Origin of the sequence: Agrobacterium sp. CMT1 (assembly GCF_037203725.1) — a bacterium.
GTDB lineage: Bacteria > Pseudomonadota > Alphaproteobacteria > Rhizobiales > Rhizobiaceae > Agrobacterium > Agrobacterium pusense.
On sequence record NZ_JBBCAR010000002.1, the window covers coordinates 403,034 to 422,618 of the forward strand.

The 19,585-nt window shown below is 59.0% G+C and carries 21 protein-coding genes and 1 tRNA gene; 10 read left to right on the forward strand and 12 right to left on the reverse strand.

Features of this window, described 5'->3' with window-relative positions; genetic code table 11:
• Positions 1-2: 2 nt before the first annotated feature.
• The 7 genes from cyoC (at position 3) to WA845_RS04665 (ending at position 5,645) form a co-directional block, all read left to right on the forward strand.
• Positions 3-629: a cytochrome o ubiquinol oxidase subunit III gene (cyoC, locus tag WA845_RS04635; protein WP_006699805.1), complete on the forward strand. Its 627-nt coding sequence runs from the start codon at positions 3-5 to the stop codon at positions 627-629.
• A complete protein-coding gene (cyoD, locus tag WA845_RS04640; protein ID WP_004439196.1) occupies positions 629-1,024 on the forward strand; it encodes a cytochrome o ubiquinol oxidase subunit IV in 396 nt (131 codons plus the stop codon). Before cyoC ends, cyoD begins: the two co-directional genes overlap by 1 nt.
• A gap of 173 nt (positions 1,025-1,197) precedes the next feature.
• Positions 1,198-1,959, forward strand: coding sequence for an SURF1 family protein (locus WA845_RS04645; RefSeq protein ID WP_337322208.1), 762 nt, complete (start codon positions 1,198-1,200; stop codon positions 1,957-1,959).
• Between the two features lie 113 nt (positions 1,960-2,072).
• Positions 2,073-3,293 carry a phosphopentomutase gene (locus tag WA845_RS04650; protein ID WP_112556076.1) on the forward strand — a complete coding sequence of 407 codons (1,221 nt, stop codon included), beginning with the start codon at positions 2,073-2,075 and terminating at the stop codon, positions 3,291-3,293.
• On the forward strand, positions 3,290-4,267 hold the full coding sequence (locus WA845_RS04655; RefSeq protein ID WP_112556078.1) for an adenosine deaminase: 978 nt from the start codon (positions 3,290-3,292) through the stop codon (positions 4,265-4,267). Before WA845_RS04650 ends, WA845_RS04655 begins: the two co-directional genes overlap by 4 nt.
• Positions 4,268-4,362: 95 nt before the next feature.
• Entirely contained in the window at positions 4,363-4,992 is a 630-nt protein-coding gene (gene upp, locus WA845_RS04660; RefSeq protein ID WP_004439188.1) for a uracil phosphoribosyltransferase, read from the forward strand.
• 131 nt (positions 4,993-5,123) lie between these two features.
• Entirely contained in the window at positions 5,124-5,645 is a 522-nt protein-coding gene (locus WA845_RS04665) for a TIGR02281 family clan AA aspartic protease (RefSeq protein WP_045533136.1), read from the forward strand.
• On the opposite strand, the gene deoA is transcribed toward WA845_RS04665, so the two are convergent.
• The 10 genes from deoA to WA845_RS04715 form a co-directional block, all read right to left on the reverse strand.
• Complete coding sequence (deoA, locus tag WA845_RS04670) at positions 5,638-6,954, reverse strand: thymidine phosphorylase (protein ID WP_337322209.1); 1,317 nt, start codon at positions 6,952-6,954, stop codon at positions 5,638-5,640. The two genes, WA845_RS04665 and deoA, sit on opposite strands and share 8 nt — an antisense overlap.
• Positions 6,951-7,724 carry a deoxyribose-phosphate aldolase gene (gene deoC, locus WA845_RS04675; RefSeq protein ID WP_112556082.1) on the reverse strand — a complete coding sequence of 258 codons (774 nt, stop codon included), beginning with the start codon at positions 7,722-7,724 and terminating at the stop codon, positions 6,951-6,953. Before deoC ends, deoA begins: the two co-directional genes overlap by 4 nt.
• A gap of 2 nt (positions 7,725-7,726) precedes the next feature.
• A complete protein-coding gene (locus WA845_RS04680) occupies positions 7,727-8,527 on the reverse strand; it encodes a purine-nucleoside phosphorylase (RefSeq protein WP_112556084.1) in 801 nt (266 codons plus the stop codon).
• Positions 8,527-8,943, reverse strand: a complete 417-nt coding sequence (locus WA845_RS04685; protein ID WP_337322210.1) for a cytidine deaminase — start codon at positions 8,941-8,943, stop codon at positions 8,527-8,529. The genes WA845_RS04680 and WA845_RS04685 overlap by 1 nt, the downstream gene beginning before the upstream one ends.
• 4 nt (positions 8,944-8,947) lie before the next feature.
• Positions 8,948-9,919 carry an ABC transporter permease gene (locus WA845_RS04690; RefSeq protein WP_004439173.1) on the reverse strand — a complete coding sequence of 324 codons (972 nt, stop codon included), beginning with the start codon at positions 9,917-9,919 and terminating at the stop codon, positions 8,948-8,950.
• Positions 9,920-9,925: 6 nt separating this feature from the next.
• Positions 9,926-11,029, reverse strand: coding sequence for an ABC transporter permease (locus WA845_RS04695; RefSeq protein ID WP_004439171.1), 1,104 nt, complete (start codon positions 11,027-11,029; stop codon positions 9,926-9,928).
• Positions 11,030-11,036: 7 nt separating this feature from the next.
• The gene (locus WA845_RS04700) at positions 11,037-12,542 is read right to left on the reverse strand and encodes an ABC transporter ATP-binding protein (RefSeq protein WP_034496172.1); all 1,506 of its coding nucleotides are present in this window, start codon (positions 12,540-12,542) and stop codon (positions 11,037-11,039) included.
• Positions 12,543-12,624: 82 nt separating this feature from the next.
• Positions 12,625-13,617 (reverse strand): BMP family lipoprotein, encoded by a 993-nt coding sequence (locus WA845_RS04705; RefSeq protein WP_004439166.1) that lies wholly within the window; start codon positions 13,615-13,617, stop codon positions 12,625-12,627.
• Between the two features lie 214 nt (positions 13,618-13,831).
• Positions 13,832-14,482, reverse strand: a complete 651-nt coding sequence (gene msrA, locus WA845_RS04710; protein ID WP_112556088.1) for a peptide-methionine (S)-S-oxide reductase MsrA — start codon at positions 14,480-14,482, stop codon at positions 13,832-13,834.
• A 63-nt stretch (positions 14,483-14,545) separates the two neighbouring features.
• Positions 14,546-14,863 carry a hypothetical protein gene (locus tag WA845_RS04715; RefSeq protein WP_006699814.1) on the reverse strand — a complete coding sequence of 106 codons (318 nt, stop codon included), beginning with the start codon at positions 14,861-14,863 and terminating at the stop codon, positions 14,546-14,548.
• A gap of 220 nt (positions 14,864-15,083) precedes the next feature.
• Here WA845_RS04715 and WA845_RS04720 point away from each other — a divergent pair.
• From WA845_RS04720 to dnaJ, 3 genes are all read left to right on the forward strand, one after another.
• Positions 15,084-15,173: transfer RNA gene (locus WA845_RS04720), tRNA-Ser, on the forward strand.
• 307 nt (positions 15,174-15,480) lie between these two features.
• Positions 15,481-17,382, forward strand: a complete 1,902-nt coding sequence (gene dnaK / locus WA845_RS04725; protein ID WP_112556090.1) for a molecular chaperone DnaK — start codon at positions 15,481-15,483, stop codon at positions 17,380-17,382.
• A gap of 89 nt (positions 17,383-17,471) precedes the next feature.
• Entirely contained in the window at positions 17,472-18,608 is a 1,137-nt protein-coding gene (gene dnaJ, locus WA845_RS04730) for a molecular chaperone DnaJ (protein WP_004439156.1), read from the forward strand.
• A gap of 66 nt (positions 18,609-18,674) precedes the next feature.
• Here the strand turns inward: dnaJ and WA845_RS04735 are convergent, their stop codons facing one another.
• Both WA845_RS04735 and WA845_RS04740 read right to left on the reverse strand, forming a co-directional pair.
• A complete protein-coding gene (locus WA845_RS04735) occupies positions 18,675-19,226 on the reverse strand; it encodes a DUF924 family protein (RefSeq protein WP_072493789.1) in 552 nt (183 codons plus the stop codon).
• A 12-nt stretch (positions 19,227-19,238) separates the two neighbouring features.
• Entirely contained in the window at positions 19,239-19,451 is a 213-nt protein-coding gene (locus WA845_RS04740) for a SlyX family protein (protein ID WP_004439151.1), read from the reverse strand.
• Positions 19,452-19,585: the final 134 nt, after the last annotated feature.

Consider the following 19,585-nt stretch of genomic DNA (forward strand, 5'->3'; position numbering starts at 1 on the left):
ACATGGCTCATACACCTGCACAAAGCGTCGATGGCGCTGAACCACCGGTCTTTTACCTGAAGGAAGACCATCATCCGGAGAACGGCACTTCGATCGGCTTCTGGCTCTACCTGATGAGCGACTGCCTGATTTTCGCCGTGCTCTTTGCCACCTACGCCGTCCTCGGCCGCAGCTATGCGGCCGGACCTTCGGGCGCGGATCTGTTCGATCTCAAGCTCGTCGCCATCAACACCGGCTTCCTGCTTTTCTCCTCCATCACCTATGGCTTCGCCATGCTGGAAATGGAAAAGCAGAAGGTGAAGACGACCCTGGTCTGGCTCGGAATCACCGGTCTCTTCGGCCTCGCCTTCCTTGCCGTCGAACTTTACGAGTTCCATCACCTGATCGAAGAAGGAGCCGGTCCGCACCGTTCGGCTTTCCTGTCGTCGTTCTTCGCGCTGGTCGGCACCCACGGTTTGCACGTCACCTTCGGCATCATCTGGCTCGTCACGCTGATGGTGCAGGTCGCCAAGCATGGCCTGATCGCGGCGAACAAGCGTCGCCTGATGTGCCTGTCGATGTTCTGGCACTTCCTCGACGTCATCTGGATCGGCGTCTTCTCCTTCGTTTACCTCATGGGAGTTCTTTGATGAGTTCCGAAGCACACGCACATCACGACGCGCATGGCGACGACCATCATCACCATGATGGCGCGAGCCACGGCACGTTCAAAAGCTACATGATCGGCTTCATCCTTTCGGTCATTCTGACGGCGATCCCCTTCTGGCTGGTCATGGGCGACGTCCTTGAAAACAAGACGCTGCTCGTCATCGCCATCATGGGCCTCGGCGTCATCCAGATCTTCGTGCACATGATTTATTTCCTGCACATGGACACCAAGTCGGAAGGCGGCTGGACCTTCATGGCGCTGATCTTCACCGTCGTGGTGCTGCTGATCACGCTCTCCGGTTCGCTGTGGGTCATGTACAACATGAACAAGAACATGATGCCGCTGCACATCGAAGATGTGAAAAACCTGCCTTGATCAGAAATTGCGGCCTGCCGGAAGCCCGGCAGGCCGACTTCCGCGCCAACACATAACCCCATGAATCGTGGCGCGATTTATGGGGTTATCTGCTGGAAGAAGCGCATTCGGGGCGATGAGGCCCGGTCAGGTGGACGACACCTCCGCCAGACATGCTTCTCAAGGACCGTGACATGACCAAAACAACGCCCCCCAAGCGCGGCATTCGCCCCGCAGCCATCGTCGTTCTGTTTCTGACCGTCGCCCTGACAGGGCTGCTGCTGGCTCTTGGAACCTGGCAGGTCAAAAGACTTTCCTGGAAGCTCGACCTGATTGAGCGTGTCGAGGCCCGTGTGCACGCGGAACCCACCGATGCGCCCGCCGCCGGGCAGTGGCCGGCGCTCGGCGAGCCAGCGGAGTACGAATATCGCCGTGTGAGACTTTCGGGCACATTCCTCAACGACAAAGAGGTCCAGGTCTATACAGTTACCGATCTCGGCCCGGGTTACTGGGTCATGACACCGCTGAGACGAGATGATGGCACGAGCATCATCGTCAATCGCGGCTTTGTCCCGTCCGACAGGCGAGACCCGTCATCGCGAAAGGAAGGTCAGCCGACAGGCCGCGCGGAGGTCATCGGGCTGATGCGTGCACCCGAAACAGGCGGGCTTTTCCTCCGCACCAATGACCCCACAAATGGACGCTGGTACTCCCGCAATATTCCGCAGATATCGCAGGCCTCCGGCCTTTCGGGCGTCGCACCGTTTTATGTCGATGCCGATGCGGCACCCAATCCCGGCGGTCTGCCGGTCGGCGGCAAGACAATGCTTACCTTCCCCAACAACCATCTCTCCTACGCCATTACCTGGAACATTCTCGCGGCCATGGTCGTCGCGGCGGGCTGGTATGTGCTGCGCAATCTGAACGCCCCGAGGTCAAAGCAGGGCAAGGATTGAGCGGCCGATTTTACCGAATGGTTCACAAAACCCCTTCCTTCTTCACGTTTTGCTGATCTATAACGACAGTTCGGCCTGACATGCCCGTCGGCGCAGCTTCGTTTCGGTGAGTTATGGCAAGAGCATTTCTTCTCGTTCTGGATTCCTTCGGCGTCGGCGGTGCGCCCGATGCGGAGCACTATGGCGATCTTGGAGCGAATACGCTCGGTCACATCGCGGAATTCTGCGCTGCCGGTGCAGCTGACAGAACGGGACTACGGTCCGGACCGCTGAAGCTGCCGAACATGTGTTCGCTCGGCCTGCTGGAGATCGCAAGGCAGGCAAGTGGTGACATTCCCGCCGGCATGGAGGCGCCGGAACGCATTTTTGGCCTGCATGGCTGCGCCAGCGAAGTTTCGAAGGGCAAGGACACTCCGTCCGGTCACTGGGAGATCGCGGGAACGCCGGTGACGTTCGACTGGGGATATTTTCCGACGGAGGGCGATGCGTTTTCGCCGGAACTGGTGACAGCGATCTGCGAGGAGGCGGATCTTCCGGGTATTCTCGGCAATTGCCATGCTTCCGGCACCGAGATCATCGCGCGGTTCGGCGAAGAACATATCCGGAGCGGCAAGCCGATCTGTTACACATCTTCGGATTCCGTGTTCCAGATTGCCGCACACGAAACGCATTTTGGCCTGGGGCGGCTCATCGCGCTCTGCGAGACGGTACGCAAGCTGCTCGATCCGCTGAACATAGGCCGCGTCATCGCGCGCCCCTTCGTTGGCGAAACGGTCGCGACCTTCGAACGCACCGGCAACCGCCGCGATTTTTCCGTGCTGCCACCGGAGCCTACTCTGCTCGACCGGCTTGTGGAGGCCGGCCGAAAAGTGCACGCCATCGGCAAGATCGGCGATATCTATGCCCACCAGGGCGTTTCACGCGTTATCAAGGCAAACGGCAACGCCGCCCTGATGGATGCGACGCTGCAGGCTATCGACGAGGCGGAAAACGGCGATCTCGTCTTTACCAATTTCGTCGATTTCGACATGCTTTATGGCCATCGCCGCGACGTCGCCGGTTACGCCGCCGCCCTTGAGGCTTTCGATGCGCGAATCCCCGAAATCCACCGCAAGATGGCGCCTGGGGATATCGCTCTTCTGACCGCCGATCACGGCTGCGACCCCACATGGCGGGGCACGGACCACACACGGGAAAGAGTGCCGATCATGGCATTCGGCCCGGGCATTCGCTCGCGCGATGTCGGCATTCGTTCAAGCTACGCCGATATCGGCGAAAGCATCGCCCACCATCTAGGTATCGAGGCCGGTTCTCACGGCAGGAGCTTCATTTGACATCGCATTTGCTGAAGGCGGAAATTCACTGCCACATCGAAGGTGCGGCCCCGCCCGCCCTCGTCGCGAAACAGTCTGAAAAATACGGAATCGACACCAGCAGCTTTCTGCGGAACGGCCAATATGTATGGTCGGATTTCGCCGAATTCATCCGTTGTTATGATGCGGTGGCACAGGTGTTCAAGACGGATGAGGATTATGCCGTTCTCACCGAGGCCTATCTGACCGAACTCGCGGAAGCCAATACGATCTATAGCGAACTGATCATTTCGCCCGACCATGGCGACCGCATCGGGCTTGGCGCCGACGCTTATCTGGCTGGCATTGCCGAAGGAATCCGGATTGCAAGGGACAAGACGGGTATCGAAACCCGCATCATCGTCACAGGCGAGCGGCACTTCGGTCCGGAGCGGGTGATCGCCGCGGCCGAATATGCGGCGCGCACCCAACATCCGCTGGTGACGGGGTTCAACATGGCGGGCGAGGAGCGCATGGGCCGCGTCGCCGATTATGCGCGCGCCTTCGATATCGCACGCGATGCCGGCCTTGGATTGACCATTCATGCCGGCGAGGTTTGCGGGCCGGAAAGCGTGGCCGATGCACTCGATCTCGTCAAACCATCCCGCATCGGGCATGGCGTGCGGGCAATCGAGAATGCCGGTCTCGTTGCACGGCTCGCCGAAACCGGAACAGTCCTTGAAGTCTGCCCCGGCTCCAATATTGCGCTCAAGGTCTATCCCGACTTCGCCAGCCATCCGCTGAGAGCCCTCAGCGACGCGGGAGTGCGGGTCTGCATCAACTCCGACGACCCGCCATTCTTCTTTACCTCACTTGCACGGGAATATGCGCTGGCCGCCGACGAGTTCGGCTTCAGCGATGGCGAGATAAACAGCATGACCCGCACCGCACTGGAATGTGCCTTCGTTGACGAGGCAACGCGCGGAAGGCTGCTTAAAAAACTCGACGGCGCCTGATGCAGCTGTTGGTAGGGTAAAACCACGAAGAAGGCTTGCGAAAAGCCGACTTTCGGTCAATTACAGGGGCACAAGAAAAAAGGAAGGCCAGTTTCATGGACGGCGTCACAGTCATCGAACATCCGCTGGTGCGGCACAAACTCACCATCATGCGCAAGAAGGAAACCTCCACAGCCGGCTTCCGCCGCCTGCTCAGGGAGATTTCGACGCTGCTCTGCTATGAAGTGACGCGCGATCTTGAAATGACGATGGAAACCATCGATACGCCGCTCGAGACCATTCAGGCACCGGTGCTGGAAGGCAAGAAGCTGGTTTTCGCCTCCATCCTGCGCGCCGGCAACGGCCTTCTGGAAGGCATGCTCGAACTGGTGCCTTCGGCGCGCGTTGCCCATGTCGGCGTCTATCGCGACCACGATACGCTCGAGGCCGTCGAATATTATTTCAAGGCTCCCGAAAGCCTCGATGCCCGTCTGGTCATCGTTGTCGACCCCATGCTGGCGACCGGCAACTCCTCCATCGCCGCCGTGGAAAAGCTAAAGGAGCGTGGTGCGAAGAACATCCGCTTCCTGTGTCTTTTGGCAGCCCCCGAAGGCATCAAGAATTTCCGTGAGGCACATCCCGATGTGCCGATCTACACCGCCGCGATCGACAGGCATTTGAACGAGAAGGGTTACATTGTCCCCGGCCTCGGTGATGCCGGCGACCGCATGTACGGCACCAAGTAACCATTCATCATCGCTTAACCTTTTACGCCATTCGCCGCCCGATCAGCGGCGGGTGGCTTTTTCTTTTAAGATTTCGGCATGTTTTGCGTCTATTCTTGCCAGGGGTAACCGGCCCTCGGAGGAGTGAAGACTTGCTGGCGCGCGCGATTTTTCTGCTTGTTGGCCTTTCCATCGGCGCCACGCAAATACCCATTCTGATGGACAAATTTCAGCCGCGCCCGGAAAGCAGCGTAGCAAAAACCGAAATTGTGGCCGAAGCAGCCAAACCCCAGCCTGCTTCGTTGGGCGGAGTCAATCTGAAAGCTGACGCCCGCGGCCACTTCAACGCCACCTTTCGTATCAACGGCAAATCATTCGACGGACTTATCGACACCGGTGCTTCAACGGTTGCCATCAATGAGACGATTGCACGTCGGCTCGGATACGGCGTCAACAGTCTGGATTTCAAATACGCGATCTCAACCGCCAACGGTCAGACCATGGCCGCCTATGTGAAGCTCGACCGGGTGGAGATAGGCACGATCCGCGTGCAGAATGTCGACGCCATGGTGCTGAAGGACAATGCACTGAGCAACATGCTGGTCGGCATGAGCTTCCTGAAGCAATTATCGTCGTTCAAGGTTTCTGGCGGCGAAATGCGGCTGGTCAGGTGATCCGCTCGATAACGGGTGCAGCGACTTCCGGCGCGTCGTCGCTGATTCCATAGCAGGCCGTTATCGCTTTAATGGCGTAGGCTGCGTCTTCTCCGGACGCTGCATGGACAATGGCAATCGGTTCTCCCTTTTCCACCTTCATCCCAAGCGGCAGGATATTCGAAATACCAACGGCGGGATTGATCCTGTCCGAGGGTTTTCGTCTGCCGCCGCCAAGTCCGACGACGGCGATGCCGAGTTCGCGCGTTGCGCAGGATGTCAGCCAGCCGCTGCTCGCGGCCTGGACCGGAAGAGTGACTGGCGCGGACGGCAGATAAAGGGAAGGATTTTCAACGAAATCCGTCGGCCCGCCCAATGCCGAAATCATTCGCGCGAAAATTTCCATTGCCCGGCCGGAGGAGAGGGCGGCCGATGCCAGTGCTGCGCCTTCTTCCAGTGTGGCCGTTTTTTGAGCCTGCACGAGCATTTCCGCCGCGAAAGACAGAACCACGTTTTCCAGACGGCTGCCAGCCTTGCGACCAGCCAGAAAATCGAGACAATTGACGATTTCAACGGCATTGCCGGCGGCATCGCCAAGCGGCTGGTTCATATCTGTTATCAGCGCCGTTGTCGGCAAACCTGCGCCAACAGCCACATCGACCAGCGCGCGGGCGAGCGTTCGTGCATCGTCAATGCTTTGCATAAAGGCGCCGTTGCCGACTTTGACATCAAGCACAAGCGTCTGCAGCCCGGCCGCCAGCTTCTTCGACAAGATGGAAGCCGTAATCAGCGGTATGGAATCGACCGTCGCGGTCACATCGCGAATGGCATAGAGGCGTCTGTCAGCGGGGGCGAGGTCACCCGTCTGACCGATGATGGCACAGCCGACCGTCTTCACCGCCCGGCGAAACAGAGCCTCGTCCGGCATGACATTGTAACCGGGAATCGCTTCCAGCTTGTCCAGCGTGCCGCCGGTATGTCCAAGGCCCCTGCCGGAAATCATCGGCACAGCGAGACCACAGGCGGCTACGATCGGGGCGAGCATCAGAGAGACATTGTCTCCAACGCCACCGGTCGAGTGCTTGTCGGCAACCGGCCTGCCGATATCGCTCCAGGACAGGACATCACCGCTGTCACGCATGGCAAGTGTCAATGCCACCATCTCATCTCGGTTCATGCCACGGAAAAACACCGCCATGGCAAAAGCCGCCGCCTGCCCTTCCGAGATGCCGTCTTTCGACAGCGCTTCGACGAATGCGGCGATCTCCTGCGGCGAGAGCGCCAGGCCATCGCGTTTGCGGCGGATGGTTTCCTGCGGGATCAAGCTCAATACCCGCTGGCGGTCCTGGCGGGCTCTCCGCCGGCCAGAACGTTCAGCACGTCGTCAAGGAGACCTGAAGCGCCGAAACGGAACGTCGAAGGCATGGCCCAGTTCGGCGCCATGATGGTTTCCGCCAGCCGCAGGTAAAGTGTCGCGTCCTCCACGGTACCGATCCCGCCGGCCGGCTTGAAGCCCACCTTCTGTTTGCTGTCGCGGATCGCCTGCAACATGATGTCAGCCGCCTCCAGCGTGGCGTTGACGGCAACCTTGCCTGTCGAGGTCTTGATGAAATCGGCGCCTTCGGCAATGGCAATTTCGGAAGCCCGACGGATCAGGGCCTTGTCCTTCAGCTCGCCGGTTTCGAGAATGACCTTGAGCAGCACGGGTGTAGCGCAGGCCTTGCGAACGGCGGCCACCATGTCGGAAACCGCGGTTTCATCGCCCGCGATGAATTTGCGATAGGGAATGACAAGATCGATTTCATCCGCACCGTCGCGGATCGCCACCCCGGTTTCCGCGACCACGGTTGCGACATCAAGATCACCCGACGGAAAATTGACGACCGTTGCAATGCGGATCGTGTGGTCCTTTCCGAAGGCGGCGCGCGCCTGCGCCACGAAACGCGGCCAGATGCAGATGGCGGCCGTATTGCCAAACTCCGTATGCGCCCGCTGGCAGAGCGCGGCGATCTGCTGTGGCGTGCAGTCTTCCTTGAGGTTGGTGAGGTCCAGCAAGGACAAAGTGAGGGCAGCCGCTTCGCGCGGACGCTGGAGTTCCATGGTCACGCTCCTCCTGCGATCATTTCCTTCAGAATGGCGGCAAGCCTTTTGCCACCCACGGGAGCCATGTCCTTGGTTTCTTCATGGCTCAGTTCCGCGCCGGTCATGCCGGCACCGTAATTGGTAATAACCGATGCGGCAGCGACGCGCATCCCGAAAAAGCGCGCAAGGATGACTTCCGGCACGGTAGACATGCCCACGGCATCCGCCCCCAGCAGACGCGCCATGCGGATTTCCGCCGGTGTTTCGAAGCTGGGGCCAGAGAACCACATATAGACACCGCCGAACAATGGCACCGTCGCACGGATGGCGGCATTGCGCATGGCAAGCATAAGATCAGGATCATAAGCCGTCGTCATGCCGACGAAGCGGCGGTCGCTTTCCTCACCGATCAGCGGGTTCATGCCGGAATAATTGATGTGATCGGTGATCTGCATGACGGAGCCGGGTGGCATATCCTGCCTGACCGAGCCCGCCGAATTGGTGAGGATGAGCGACTGCACGCCCAGGCCGGCGAGCGCTTCGATGACCGGGCGCATCGCTGCGGGATCACCCTTTTCGTAGAAATGGACCCGACCCGACAGCATCATGACGGGCTCACCGCCGAGATAACCGGCCACCAGTTCGCCCGCATGGCCGGAAACGCCGCCGGCGGGAAAGCCGGGCAGCTCGGCATAGGGAATGCCGATCGGCTCGCTCACCTCTTCCACCAGCGATCCCAGGCCGGAGCCAAGCACGATGGCGACGCGCGGCATGAGGCCGTTCAGGCGGTCCACCAGAATGTCGATCAAACCGTCGGTCATCAGGGCAGCTCGGTCTTGAAGACGGAGGGTAGCAGCTCTTCCATGGTCATGACCTTCTGGACGCCGGTTTCGTCACAAAGATAGATCTTTGTCTCCGGCGTGGCGAACTCGGCGATCTTCTGGCGGCAGCCGCCACAAGGAGAGCAGAGCGGCAGCTTCTCGGCGATAACGGCGACTTCATTGATCTTTTTCGCCCCGCCCATGATCATGGCGCTGATGGCTGATGGTTCTGCGCACCAGCCCTGCGGGAAGGAGGTGTTCTCGATATTGGCGCCCTTGTAGATCTTGCCGTCTTCGGCGCGGATTGCCGCACCGACCGGAAATTTTGAATAGGGGGCATGGGCGAAGGCCATGGCCTCTACTGCCGCCTCAAACAGGGCATGGGCCTGCGGATCGGATTTCGGGTCGGAGGACATGGGGTTAACGCTCCTTCGCATAAGCAACGCCACCGGCCTTCGGGGGCTTGGCAACGCCGATGAAACCCGCAAGCAGGATGCAGGTCAGAATATAGGGCATGGCTTGGAATATCTGCACCGGCACTTCGCCGATGCCAGGCACGGATTTACCCTGCATGAAGTTCGCGACAGCATCCAGAAAACCGAACAGAAGGCAGGCGAACATGACCGGCACCGGCTTCCATTTCGCAAATATCAACGCTGCGAGCGCGATGTAGCCCTTGCCCGCCGACATGTTGGCGATGAAGGCAGCGGATTGAGCCACAGCAAGATAGGCGCCCGAAAAACCGCAGAGAAAACCGGCGACAATGACAGCGCGGAAGCGCATCCACGTCACCGAAATACCAGCCGTATCGACAGCGCCCGGATTTTCACCGACCGCGCGCAGGCGCAGGCCGAAACGCGTTCGGTAAAGCACCCACCAGGACAGCGGCACCGCCAGGAAGGCAAGATAGGTGAGGATGTTGTTGCCGGAAATGACGTTTGCATAGAGCGGGCCGATGAAGGGAACCTCGCGCATGGCATCAGCACCGGGCAGGATGATCGGGGCAAAACGCCCCTCGCCCGGAAGCTGCGGTGTGCGTCCGCCCTGGCCGAACCAGGCCTGTCCCAGCACCACGGTCAGGCCGGCGGCAATGAAGTTCAACGCCACGCCCGACACGATCTGGTTGCCGCGATTGGTGATGACAGCAAAGCCGTGGATCAGCGAGAACAGGATCGAGACGGCAATACCGGCCAAGAGGCCAGCCCAGGGGTTCGCCGTGATATAGGCAACGCAGGCGGAAGCGAAGGCCGCTGCCAGCATCTTGCCCTCAAGGCCGATATCGAACACGCCGGCCCGCTCGGAAAAGAGCCCGGCCAGTGCGGTAAAGAGAAGCGGAATGGTGAGACGAACGGTCGAGCCCAGAATGCTGACCAGCATATCGAAGAAATCCATGTCAGCTCACCCCTTTGCCAGACGCTGGTAAATGCGGACGATTGCAGGCCGGTACATATATTCCAGCGCGCCGGCGAAAAGGATCACAAGACCCTGAATGACCACGATCATCTCGCGGGTAATGTTGGGCATCTCGAAGGAAAGGTCTGCGCCGCCCTGATAGAGAATGCCGAAAAGCAATGCCGCGAAGATGATGCCGAGCGGATGGCTTCGGCCCATCAGCGACACGGCGATACCGACGAAGCCCGCACCGGCGACGAATTCCACCTGCAGACGGGCCGACGCGCCCATAACCGGGTTCAGCGCCATCATGCCCGCCAGACCGCCTGAGATGAGCATGGCGATGATGACGGTGCGTGCATAGGGAATACCGGCATAAATGGCGGCGGAGGGGCTGATGCCGAGCGTGCGCATTTCATAACCGAGCTTGGTGCGCCAGATGAGCACCCAGACCAGAAAACACATCACCAACGCTATCAGGAAGGAGACGTTAAACGGCGCCGGACCAAGCTTCAGGCCGAAGAGAGCCATCAGCCAGTCGAGTTTCGGCAATTGGCCGCCCGGCAGAAAAGTGCGGGTTTCCGGCGCCATCTTGCCGGGCACGATCAGCACGTTCACCAGCAGGTAAACCATCAAGGCCGCAGCAATGAAGTTGAACATGATGGTGGTGATGACCACGTGACTCCCGCGTTTTGCCTGCAGCCAAGCCGGAATGAAGGCCCAGGCGGCGCCAAAAACAGCAGCGCCGATGACGGCGAAGGGCATCGTCACGTACCATGGCACATAACGATCGAGCGCCAGCGCCACCAGCGCCGCGCCAAGGCCACCGACATAGGCCTGACCTTCGGAGCCGATGTTGAAGAGCCCGGCATGGAAGGCGACGGCGACGGAGAGGCCGGTGAAGATGAAACTCGTCGTATAAAACAGCGTAAAGCCGATGGCATCACCACGGCCGAGCGCCCCTTCGATCAGCAGGCGCAGCGCCGCCAGCGGGTTTTCACCGATGGACCAGACAACGAGGCCGGAAATCAGAAAGGCGGTAACGACATTGAGAAACGGCAGGAGGCCGTAAGTAATCCAGTTTGGCAGCGGTACGGAAGCGGTGCTCATTCATGCCTCATGCGGCGATGCCGGCCATCATCAGGCCCAGCGTCTGTTCTTCGGCTTCCGCCGTTTTTTCTCCGACGACCCGGCCTGCGAACATGACCATGATCCTGTCCGACAGCGACCGGATTTCATCGAGTTCGACGGAAACCAGCAAAATCGCCTTGCCAGCATCGCGCATTTCGATGATGCGGCGATGAATGAATTCGATCGCGCCGATATCCACGCCGCGTGTCGGCTGGCCGATGATCAGCATCTTGGGGTCACGCTCGATTTCACGGGCGACAACGATCTTCTGCTGGTTGCCGCCGGAAAAGTTGGCGGTCTTCAGCTGCGGGTTTGGCGGGCGGATATCGTATTTCTCGATCTTCTCGACCGCATCCCTGCGAATGGCCTCGGGGTTGAGGAACGGCCCTTTGCCGTAACGTTCGTCGTGATGATAACCAAGGATGGAGTTTTCATATTCCTCGAATTTCAGCACCAGCCCCATGTGATGGCGGTCTTCCGGGATGTGGGCGAGGCCAAGCCTGCGTAAAATTGCGGGATCGGGGCGATCCACCTTCTTTCCGTCCACCCAGATTTCGCCGGAATAGGGCTTTCGGATGCCAGCGATGGCTTCCAGCAGCTCCGACTGGCCGTTGCCTGCGACACCGGCTATACCGACGATTTCACCTGCTCGGACATCCAGCGAAACGTCATCGACCATGGTGACGCCGCGGCTATCCTTGACGGTGAGATTGCGGATCGACAGAAGAACGTCGCCCGGCGTCGTTTCGCCCTTCTCCACCCGCAGCAGCACCCGTCTGCCGACCATCAGTTCGGCCAGCTCCTCGACGCTCGTCTCGGAGGTCTTCCGGGTCGCCACCATCTCGCCACGACGCATGACGGAGACGGAGTCCGTGATCGCCATGATCTCGCGCAGCTTATGGGTGATGAGAATGACTGTCTTGCCCTGATCACGCAACACGCCGAGGATCTTGAACAGGTGATCGGCCTCTGCCGGCGTCAGAACGCCGGTTGGCTCGTCAAGGATCAGGATCTCCGCGCCACGATACATGGCTTTCAGAATTTCGACGCGCTGCTGGAGGCCGACTGGCAATTCCTCGATCACCGCATCGGGATCGACTTCCAGTCCATAATCGTCTTCCAGGCGCTTCAGCTCCCTGCGTGCACCAGCCCGGCCATTGGCCAGCAGCGCACCGCCTTCTGCGCCCAGCATGACATTTTCCAGCACGGTAAAATTTTCGACCAGCATGAAGTGCTGATGCACCATGCCGATACCGGCATTGATGGCGGCCTGACTGTCGCGGATCGAAACCGGCGTGCCGTTCACCCGGATTTCACCGGCATCCGCCTGGTAAAAACCGTAGAGGATCGACATCAAAGTCGACTTTCCGGCACCGTTTTCCCCGATGATGCCGTGGATCGTACCCCTGGCAATTGTCAGATTGATGTTCTTGTTGGCGTGTACGGCACCGAATTTCTTGTCGATGCCCACGAGTTCGATTGCAGGGTCCATATTCAAACCGAAACCTCTCCGAAGGCTGGATATGAAAAGGGCGCAAGATGAAAAACATCATGCGCCCCAGCCACATATCATATCATTTCGGGCAGGAATTGTCCGCCATGTAATCATGGACCTTGACGGCGCCGGAGATGATGTCGGCTTTGGCCTTGTCCACGGCAGCAGTCATTTCAGGCGTGATGAGCGCCTTGTTGTTATCGTCGAGCGCGTAGGCAACGCCGTCTTCCTTGACGCCGAGAGCAACGATGCCAGGCGTGAACTTGTCATCCTTGGCGTCCTTATAGGCGTTGTAAACGGCCAGATCGACGCGCTTGACCATCGAGGTCAGAACCGAACCGGGATGCAGGTGGTTCTGGTTGGAATCGACGCCGATCGAGAATTTCTTGTTGTCGGCGGCAGTCTGGAGCACGCCGATACCGGTCGCACCGGCTGCCGCGTAAATCACGTCCGCGCCCTGATCGATCTGGTTTTTGGTAAGCTCGCCGCCGCGCACAGGGTCGTTCCAGGCAGCGCCGGTGGTGCCGGTCATGTTCTGGAAGACTTCGATCTTGTCGTTGGCAGCCTTGGCGCCTTGAGCGTAACCACAAGCGAACTTGCGGATCAGCGGAATGTCCATGCCGCCGATAAACCCGACCTTGCCGGTCTTGGAAGCCATGCCGGCCAGCAGACCGACGAGGTAAGAACCTTCGTGCTCCTTGTAGACGACCGAGCGGACGTTCGGCAGTTCAACGACGGAATCGACGATCACGAACTTGGTGTCGGGGAATTCGGCGGCAACCTTTTCCATGGCCGAGGTCCAGGCGAAGGATACGGCGACGACAGGGTTGAAACCCTTGCTGGCGAAGTTGCGGATGGCCTGTTCGCCCTGCGTGTCGCTGGTCGGTTCGAAATCGCGGAATTCGATGCCGGTTTCCGCCTTGAACTTTTCAGCGCCGGCCGCAGCGGCCTCGTTGAACGACTTGTCGAACTTGCCGCCCGTGCCATAGACCAGCGCAGGCTTGATATCCGCGGCGAGCGCGGAGGCCGACATTGCGGCAAGCGCAAAAAGCGTCAGAAGGGATTTTTTCATTGTGCAGCCCTGTTGTTGCAATTGATATTTTAAGGGTCCTCCCGCAATCCCGTTTCCCGGGAATGTCTGCGGAACCGCCAGCCGTTATACCGGCTGTGCTTGCCTCATATCCTTGCATGGCTCAATGAAAAATTCATCCGGTTTTTTTGACCCGGTGGAAAAACTTTGATCTGGCGATTTTTTAGTCTTTCCACCGGGCAGAACTGCAAAAAAACTAGTCGATATTACAGCTTACGCCGGTTCCCCTGAGGCCGCAGTAGCCACTCGGGTTCTTGGCAAGATATTGCTGGTGATAGTCCTCAGCGTAATAAAAGGTTTCAAGCGGCCCGATCTCGGTGGTGATGGCGCCGGCATGGCCAGCCTCTTCCAGAGCCTGCTGAAATGCGTCTCGAGCTTTCTGCGCCTGCTGCAGCTGCCCTTCCGTCGTTGCATAAATGGCGGAACGATAGGTCGTGCCGATGTCGTTGCCCTGCCGCATGCCTTGAGTGGGATCATGCTCCTCGAAAAATATCTTCAAGAGCGCCCCGAGCGAGATCACCGCCGGATCGTAGACAACCTTGACCACCTCGGCATGGCCCGTCTGACCCGTCGTCGTTTCCTGATAGGTCGGGTTGCGGGTAAAGCCGCCGGCATAACCGACCGCCGTCACCCAAACGCCGGGCGTCTTCCAGAACAACCGCTCCGCGCCCCAGAAGCAACCCATGCCGAGATAGATGGTCTCGAAGCCATCCGGATAAGGCCCCTTCAGAGGTCTGCCGTTGACGAAGTGAAGTTCCGGCACAACGAGAGCCTCTTCACGGCCAGGCAACGCCGTCTCTTCGGTCGGCATCGTCGTTTTTTTAGAAAGCGTATCGAACAGGAACATTCGGTCCTCCATGCGGCCAGTTCCGCCGCTTCTCACGGTTCACATCCGCGGGCGCCAGCCCCGTCAGACCGCCAAACGTCTCGTCGCCTTGTATTTTCTGTAACCGGCCATCCAGCAGAGGAGGGACAGAGCGAGGAAAAAGGCAAATGCAGGCAGTGCCGACAGGGCATTTTCTATGAAGCGCCACGCTTCAGGGTGAATATAGTGAGCCAGAGACGCTTCCACCATGGTTCGCGAAGCAGGAAGAAGATAGTTCCAGACTGACAATATGCCGGTGATGGTGACTGATGACGTGGAAACAGAGCGGATCGAATCGAGCACACCCAGAAAAATCGCTGCGGCGAGGAAAAGAAAGCTCAAAAAACGCAAAAAAGCTTTCATTGGGATACCTCGCTCACGGTCTGCCGCTTACGGCAGCCACATTTTGAAACATTTCCTGCATGGATAAAGGCCGGAAAACGCGATTGCAATCGCATCGAAAGGCATGAAATTGCCGACAATTCAAAAAACTGTCAGATTCGTGTTGATCCCTGCGAATTCATCGGTATATATCGCGCCGTTCCAGTGATTTGCATTCTTCATGACATGCAGACTTGAAAAAGGACAGGTGGCCGAGTGGTTTAAGGCGCACGCCTGGAACGCGTGTGTGCGTGAAAGCGTACCGTGGGTTCGAATCCCACCCTGTCCGCCATTTCGCCCACTTCAAACCATTATAGTGGCATCCCGGAAGTCCTTGTGCCTGCGGCGCCGGACGACTGCGCAGCATAGCGTCAAAGTCGCGTTTTTCGGCTTACGCAAGCCTTGATGGCTATGCATCTGCAAAGAAAGAGTTTCCGGCGCTTTTTTGCTGCCTTTCCCCTGCTCTTGCGCCTTGCAGCCGCAAAAATCGCTCCTTATATACGCCGCATAACAGCAGCGAAGGCTGCAAATCCAAGTCAAGGTGCTGTCAAAGGAATGCCTCACGGGGTTCAGACAGCGCGCTTCAAGGAGAGAAGAGCATGGCAAAAGTAATCGGTATCGACCTTGGCACAACCAACTCCTGCGTCGCAGTGATGGATGGCAAGGACACGAAAGTTATTGAAAACGCGGAAGGCGCACGTACCACGCCGTCCATGGTGGCATTTTCCGATGACGGCGAACGCCTTGTCGGCCAGCCGGCCAAGCGCCAGGCGGTCACCAATCCGACGAACACCCTGTTTGCGGTAAAGCGCCTGATCGGCCGCCGTTATGAAGACCCGACCGTCGAGAAGGACAAGGCTCTTGTTCCCTTCGAGATCGTCAAGGGCGACAATGGCGACGCCTGGGTGAAGGCGCAGGACAAGAATTATTCCCCTTCGCAGATTTCCGCGATGATCCTGCAGAAGATGAAGGAAACCGCTGAAGCCTATCTCGGTGAAAAGGTCGAGAAGGCCGTCATCACCGTTCCGGCGTACTTCAACGACGCGCAGCGCCAGGCAACCAAGGATGCCGGCCGCATCGCCGGCCTTGATGTTCTGCGCATCATCAACGAGCCGACCGCGGCAGCACTCGCTTACGGCCTCGACAAGAAGGACGGCAAGACGATCGCCGTTTATGACCTTGGCGGCGGCACCTTCGATATTTCCGTTCTGGAAATCGGCGACGGCGTCTTCGAAGTGAAGTCCACCAACGGCGATACCTTCCTTGGCGGTGAAGACTTCGACATGCGTCTGGTCGAGTATCTGGCCGGCGAGTTCAAGAAGGATCAGGGCATCGATCTGAAGAACGACAAGCTCGCTCTGCAGCGCCTCAAGGAAGCTGCTGAAAAGGCGAAGATCGAACTGTCGTCCTCGCAGCAGACCGAAATCAACCTGCCGTTCATCACGGCTGACGCTTCCGGTCCGAAGCACCTGACGCTGAAGCTGACCCGTGCGAAGTTCGAAAGCCTGGTCGACGACCTCGTGCAGCGCACCGTTGCACCTTGCAAGGCAGCGCTCAAGGACGCCGGCGTCTCCGCTTCCGAGATCGATGAAGTCGTTCTCGTCGGTGGCATGAGCCGCATGCCGAAGGTGCAGGAAGTCGTCAAGCAGCTGTTCGGCAAGGAGCCGCATAAGGGCGTGAACCCTGATGAAGTTGTTGCCATGGGCGCGGCCATTCAGGCTGGCGTTCTGCAGGGCGACGTCAAGGACGTTCTGCTGCTCGACGTGACCCCGCTGTCGCTCGGCATCGAAACGCTGGGTGGCGTCTTCACGCGTCTGATCGATCGCAACACGACGATCCCGACGAAGAAGAGCCAGACCTTCTCGACCGCCGAAGACAACCAGTCGGCCGTGACCATCCGCGTCTCGCAGGGTGAGCGCGAAATGGCGCAGGACAACAAGCTGCTTGGTCAGTTCGACCTCGTTGGCCTGCCGCCGGCACCGCGTGGTGTTCCGCAGATCGAAGTTACCTTCGATATCGACGCGAACGGTATCGTCCAGGTTTCGGCCAAGGACAAGGGCACCGGCAAGGAACAGCAGATCCGCATCCAGGCCTCCGGTGGCCTTTCTGACGCCGACATCGAAAAGATGGTCAAGGACGCCGAAGCCAATGCTGAGGCCGACAAGAAGCGTCGTGCGGGCGTGGAAGCCAAGAACCAGGCTGAAAGCCTCATCCACTCCACCGAGAAGTCGGTGAAGGAATATGGTGACAAGGTTTCCGAAACCGACCGCAAGGCGATCGAAGACGCCATTGCCGCCCTGAAGACCGCGGTTGAGGCTTCCGAGCCTGACGCCGACGACATCCAGGCGAAGACCCAGACTCTCATGGAAGTGTCCATGAAGCTCGGTCAGGCCATCTATGAAGCGCAGCAGGCCGAGGCTGGCGATGCTTCCGAAGGCGGCAAGGATGACGTCGTCGACGCTGACTACGAAGAAATCAAGGACGACAAGAAGTCCGCATAATCGCGCGACTTTCCGTCTCCTGACAATTTATGCAAGACATCCGGCTGCCGCGTGCAGCCGGAAATCCATTTGCGGGGCTTGTTAACTGAATGGCGAAAGCAGACTTTTACGAAACACTCGGCGTCAGCAAGACTGCGGACGAAAAAGAGCTGAAAAGCGCCTTCCGCAAACTCGCGATGAAGTACCATCCGGACAAAAACCCTGATGATGCCGATTCCGAACGGAAATTCAAAGAAATCAACGAAGCATACGAAACGTTGAAGGATCCGCAGAAGCGCGCGGCCTACGATCGTTTCGGCCATGCGGCCTTTGAAAATGGCGGCATGGGCGGCGGTGGCGGCTTTGGCGGCGGCGGTTTCGCCAATGGCGGCTTCTCGGATATTTTCGAAGACATCTTCGGCGAGATGATGGGCGGCGGTCGCGCGCGCCGATCTTCCGGCGGTCGCGAACGCGGTGCCGATCTTCGCTACAACATGGAAATCACGCTGGAAGAAGCCTTCACCGGCAAGACGGCGCAGATCAGGGTTCCGACCTCGATCACCTGCGACGTCTGTTCCGGCTCGGGCGCCAAGCCCGGCACGCAGCCGAAGACATGCGCCACCTGCCAGGGTTCAGGCCGCGTGCGCGCCGCTCAGGGCTTCTTCTCGGTGGAGCGCACCTGCCCCACCTGCCATGGCCGTGGACAGACGATCTCCGACCCCTGCGGCAAGTGCCATGGTCAGGGCCGTGTAACGGAAGAGCGTTCGCTCTCGGTCAATATTCCCTCAGGCATCGAGGACGGCACACGCATTCGTCTGCAGGGCGAAGGCGAAGCCGGAATGCGTGGCGGTCCGGCGGGCGATCTCTATATCTTCCTGTCCGTGCGTCCGCATGAGTTCTTCCAGCGCGACGGTGCCGATCTCTATTGCACCGTGCCGATCTCGATGACGACGGCAGCGCTTGGCGGCACCTTCGATGTCACGACGCTCGATGGCACGAAGTCGCGCGTCACGGTTCCGGAAGGCACCCAACCGGGCAAGCAGTTCCGTCTGAAGGGCAAGGGCATGCCGGTGCTGCGTTCGGCGCAGACGGGCGATCTCTATATCCAGATTCAGATCGAGACGCCGCAGAAACTCAGCAAGCGACAGCGCGAGCTGCTGCAGGAGTTCGAGCAGCTGTCTTCCAAGGAGAATAATCCGGAATCGACGGGCTTCTTCGCCCGGATGAAGGAATTCTTCGACGGCTGAGTGCCGCCGTTCTTCACCATCAGAAACGCCGCCATCCCTTGGACTGGCGGCGTTTTCTTTTTGGGGTCAGCCTGAAAAGCCGCCCTCTTCCAGATATCGCCGCTCCTCCGGTGTCGTTTCCCGCAACAATATCTTGTTACGGTGCGGAAAGCGGCCGAAACGTTCGATGATCTCGCGATGTTCTTCGGCGTGATGCAGATAAAGCCCGCCAAGCGGCCGATTGAGACGGCACGCCCGGTGCTGCGCCTCCAGATCTTCTGCGTGAGAAAACGGTAGATAGAAGAAGACCCGCAGATCCTCACTCACCGCCTGATCATGTCCGCGCCGGATGGCTTCATCGGCCAAAAGCCGCGCCAGAGGATCGGTCGCATACATGTGCGCCGTGTCGCGAAAGCAGTTGCGCGGAAACTGATCCAGCAGCAGCATCAAGGCGAGGCTGCTTTCTGCACCCTCCAGCCAGCCATCCAGTTCCCGCCTCGCGGCAGCGAAATGAGCGTCACGGAACCGGTCGTGAAAGTGACTGTCGAAGGCGGCGTCCTTGTCGAACCATTTTTCCGGGCCAGCCTTCTTCCAGAAGTCGACGATTTCTTCAGCGAGCTTGGCTGTGTCGTTTTTCATCCTGTTCTCCCGTCAGTAATGCGGTGGCCTTGTGATGGCAGGCGCGTCCAGCGATTGCTCCTCAAGGCTCAGGAACCGCTCTGTCAGGCGATCAAGCTTGGCGCGGGTCTGTTCAACAACCTTCCACTGCTCCGCCAGCTGGTCGGACAGTTCCTCTATCACCTTCAACTGATGCGCGACCGTTTCCTCGAGCGCGATGATCCGTTCTTCGGTTTCCGACGTCATGGTGACCTCTCTTTCCAGCCCTTCCTTGGGCCTAAAGGCTCGCGAGTCAACTATATGTCGCTTTCGTGAAGCGAATTCGGCATGGCGGAAACAGAGACAGAAAAGCCGGCGATGGAGACATCGCCGGCCTTTTG